Consider the following 3,779-nt stretch of genomic DNA (forward strand, 5'->3'; position numbering starts at 1 on the left):
TGGAGATCAGATAGGCGGCGCCTCCGGTCGCCGCCAGATAGACGCAGCCGTTTTTCACGATCGCGCCGATCGCATCCGGTCCGCGCTCGGCCTTGCCGATCATGCCGATCAAGCCGGTGGACGCAAGCATGCGCTCCGCRAACTTGTCCATTCGTGTTGAKGTGGTCGGGCCGCAGGGRCCCACTACCTCATCACGCACAGGATCAACGGGCCCGACGTAATAGATCATGCGATTGCGGAAGTCCACTGGCAGGCGCTCGCCACGCGAGAGCATCYCGTCGATACGCTKGTGTGCGGCATCGCGTCCGGTCAGCATGCGCCCCGACAGGAGCAGGGTCTCGCCGGCTAGCCAGGTGCAGGTTTCCTCCCGGGTCAGGGTGTTCAGATCGACCCGGCGGCTCGCTGTGCCGTCGGGCAAGGGCAGGTCCGGCCAGAGRTCGGGAGACGGTGGAGCCAGCATGACCGGGCCGCTGCCATCGAGTTCGAAGCGGGCATGCCGCGTTGCCGCGCAATTCGGCACGACGGCGACAGGCATGCTCGCCGCATGCGTGGGGTAGGTAGCGATCTTGACATCGAGCACGGTGGTCAATCCGCCRAGGCCCTGTGCCCCGATRCCRAGCGCATTGATGCGGTCATGGATGTCGATGCGTAGCGCTTCCAACGCATTGCGCGGGCCCCGRGCCTTGAGATCGAGCATGTCGAGCGGCGCCGTCAGGCTCTGCTTGGCCAGCAGCATGGCTTTCTCGGCCGTGCCGCCGACGCCGATGCCAAGCATGCCCGGCGGACACCAGCCGGCRCCCATCGACGGCACCATGCTGACGATCCAGTCCGCGACCGAATCGCTAGGCATCAGCACSGCGAACTTGCTCTTGTTCTCGCTGCCGCCGCCCTTGGCCATCACGTCGACCACTACGGTGTTGCCGGGTACGAGTTCGACATGGACGACCGCCGGTGTGTTGTCGCCGGTATTGCGCCGCGCGAACAGCGGATCYTCGACGATGCTGGCACGCAGCGTATTGTCGGGATCGAGGTACGCACGACGCACGCCTGCATTGGCAGCGTCAACKACGCYCGACGGGAATCCGTCGAGCCGGACGTCCATGCCGACGCGTATGAAGATGTTGACGATGCCCGTATCCTGACAGATCGGACGCCTGCCTTCCGCGCACATCCGCGAGTTGATCAGGATCTGGGCAATCGCCTGTTTCGCCGGCTCGCTGGCCTCGCGTTCGTAGGCGGCGGCGAGGTGCCGGATATAGTCGGGAGGATGATGGTGACTGATGAACTGCAGGGCCGCGGCGATGCTGTCGACAAAGTCTCCATACGAAACGACGGTGGTCATGATGCCGGCCACCCCGCTTCAGAAGCGTTGCTCGCGGAACAGGCCGAGCTTCTCCTGCGCGACGCGATCCGAGTACGAGAACAACACAAGGTCCCGACTGGCATGCAGCGTGTAACGGCTCCAGCCCGGCACCACGGCGATATCGTGCGGCGCGAGCTCGAGCCGCTGGTCGCCGATCATCACATGGCCGCTGCCTTCCACGCAGACGAAGACCATGCTGTCGGTCGAGCGGTACGGCAAGGTCGCGAAGCCGGATGGCAGCAGCCGGATCATGGTGGCGATCGTCGGCATGGCCCAGCCGCCGTCCACCGGATTTGTGTAGCGCATGAGATGACCGGTGTGCGGATCGGGCGCGCCGGCGTGTGGCAACGCGAACAGCGCCTCCCGCGTGCGCGCGTAGGGATAGTTGAAGACCGGGGAATTCAACGTGGACGCCTGGTAGCCTACCGGCAACAGACCTGTGCCGTAGCGTGCGAGTGCATCGCCCGCGGGTCGCGTGACCGGTGCTTCGCCCGAATCGAACTCCTCGCGGAAGCCACCGTTGAAGAATGACACGATGGGAATATCGAGGCCATCCAGCCAGACCATGGGCGCGTTGCCCTCGTGGCCATGATGGTGCCATGTCCAGGCCGGCGTGATGACGAAATCGCCGGGTTCCATATAGGTCTTCTCGCCGTCCACGGCAGTGTAGGCGCCCGAGCCTTCGACGATAAAGCGCAATGCCGATTGGGTATGGCGGTGCGCGGGGGCGACCTCACCAGGCAGGAGCAGCTGAAGTCCGGCATACATCGTGCTGGTGATGCGCGAGGAGCCTGGCAGGCCCGGATTCTCCATCAGCAGCACGCGCCGTTCTGCTTCCTCGGCCGAAATCAGCGTCGCCGATTCCATCAGGTAGGGACGGGCCGTGGCGTAGGACCAGCGGTGCGCCACGCCAGCGGGTGTGGGTTCCGAAGGAATCAGCTTGCGCAGCCGCGTCCAGAGGGCACCCATCGCATGCGGTTCCAGTTCGCGGTAGAACGCGTCGCGCCGGGTCAACAGGTCAGGAGTGGGGTTGATTGTCATGATCGGATGTTGCATCGATATCAGTGGGCGACTACGTAATCTGGCTGGGCACTCGGCGCTGCCACACGAAAGGCCTCGTGACGCATGCAGTGCTCGTAGGCACGGCGCACACGGGGGAAAGGGTCGAGGCTGAACGCTGCACGCTGCGCATTGGCGACTTGCGGAACCAGGCAGCAGTCGGCCAGGGTGGGCGCGTCGCCGACGCACCAGCCGCCGTCCGCGGGCAGCCACGGCTCCAACGCGCTGAAGCCGGCCGTGAGCCAGTGTGCGACCCACTCGGCCTTGTCAGCGTCGGCAATACCAAGGCGGGCGCTGAGATACTTCTGCACGCGCATATTGTTCAACGGGTGCAAGTCACAGGCGATGGTCAACGCGAACTCCATTACACGTATGCGAGCCGGACCATCGGCGGGAATCAGCCGCGGCACGGGCCACTTGCGATCGAGATGGTCGATGATCGCCAGTGATTGCGTGATGGTCTGCTCGCCATCGTGCATCGTCGGAACCAGCCGGTTCGGATTGAGCGCCTGATACTCAGGCCGGTTCTGCTCGCCGGCGCGCAGGTTCACGCCGATATGGTTCCAGGGGATGTTCTTCAGCGCCATGGCGATGCGCACCCGATACGCCGCGGAACTGTTGAAGAAGTTGTGCAGATCCATGCTCAGGCCGCCTTCAGGCTACGCGCACTTCAACATCGGTGAGCCCGGCGACGCCGCCGCGCATGACATCGCCGCTGCGCACCGGCCCGACGCCTTCGGGCGTGCCGGTGAAGACGAGGTCGCCAGGCTGCAGTTCAAAGAACGTCGACAGGTTGGCGATGATTTCAGGCACCGACCAGATCAGGTTCTCCAGGTCGCTGCGCTGGCGGTCCTGTCCATCGACCTGCAGCCAGATCTCTCCGGCGGCGGGATGGCCGACCGCGCTGGCGGGATGCAGCAGCGAAACTGGCGCGGACTGATCGAAGCCCTTGCCGAGTTCCCAGGGGCGGCCTCGGTCGCGCGCCGCGATCTGCAGGTCGCGCCGCGTCATGTCGATACCGACCCCATAGCCCCAGATGTGCGCATTGGCATGCTCGACCGGTATGTTCCGGCCCGCGCGGCCGATCGCCACCACGAGTTCAATCTCGAAGTGGAACTGCTCGGTCGCCGGCGGATAGGCGATTTGCGCGCCGGCGCCCACTGGTGCGACCACAATGGCATCGGCAGGCTTGCAGAAGAAGAACGGCGGCTCCCGGCTCGGGTCCATGCCCATCTCGCGCACGTGCGCGGCGTAGTTGCGGCCAACACAGTAGATGCGGCGAACGGGAAACTGGTCGTTGCCGCCAACCACGGGAATCGTAACGGCAGGAATGGGCGGAATTACAAAGGTCATGTGG

4 protein-coding genes are annotated in these 3,779 nt (G+C 64.9%); all 4 read right to left on the reverse strand.

The genetic code is table 11. The features are described from left to right. Positions 1 to 1,342 (reverse strand): fumarate hydratase (locus AB4Z48_RS40230; RefSeq protein WP_441624443.1); only part of this gene is annotated, 1,342 nt, incomplete at its 3' end. A gap of 18 nt (positions 1,343 to 1,360) precedes the next feature. Continuing rightward, on the reverse strand, positions 1,361 to 2,404 hold the full coding sequence (gene gtdA, locus AB4Z48_RS40235; protein ID WP_441624445.1) for a gentisate 1,2-dioxygenase: 1,044 nt from the start codon (positions 2,402 to 2,404) through the stop codon (positions 1,361 to 1,363). Positions 2,405 to 2,424: 20 nt separating this feature from the next. Further along, on the reverse strand, positions 2,425 to 3,063 hold the full coding sequence (gene maiA / locus AB4Z48_RS40240; protein ID WP_441624447.1) for a maleylacetoacetate isomerase: 639 nt from the start codon (positions 3,061 to 3,063) through the stop codon (positions 2,425 to 2,427). Between the two features lie 13 nt (positions 3,064 to 3,076). Continuing rightward, the gene (locus AB4Z48_RS40245) at positions 3,077 to 3,775 is read right to left on the reverse strand and encodes a fumarylacetoacetate hydrolase family protein (protein WP_441624448.1); all 699 of its coding nucleotides are present in this window, start codon (positions 3,773 to 3,775) and stop codon (positions 3,077 to 3,079) included. Between the last annotated feature and the right edge of the window lie 4 nt (positions 3,776 to 3,779).

Origin of the sequence: Cupriavidus sp. 2TAF22 (assembly GCF_052115045.1) — a bacterium.
Lineage (GTDB): Bacteria > Pseudomonadota > Gammaproteobacteria > Burkholderiales > Burkholderiaceae > Cupriavidus.

What these genes read in the sequence shown, in the direction of transcription:
- maiA (WP_441624447.1), bottom strand. Translation starts at nt 3,063, where the DNA reads ATGGATCTGCACAACTTCTTCAACAGTTCCGCGGCGTATCGGGTGCGC.
- AB4Z48_RS40245 (WP_441624448.1), bottom strand. Translation starts at nt 3,775, where the DNA reads ATGACCTTTGTAATTCCGCCCATTCCTGCCGTTACGATTCCCGTGGTT.
- gtdA (WP_441624445.1), bottom strand. Translation starts at nt 2,404, where the DNA reads ATGACAATCAACCCCACTCCTGACCTGTTGACCCGGCGCGACGCGTTC.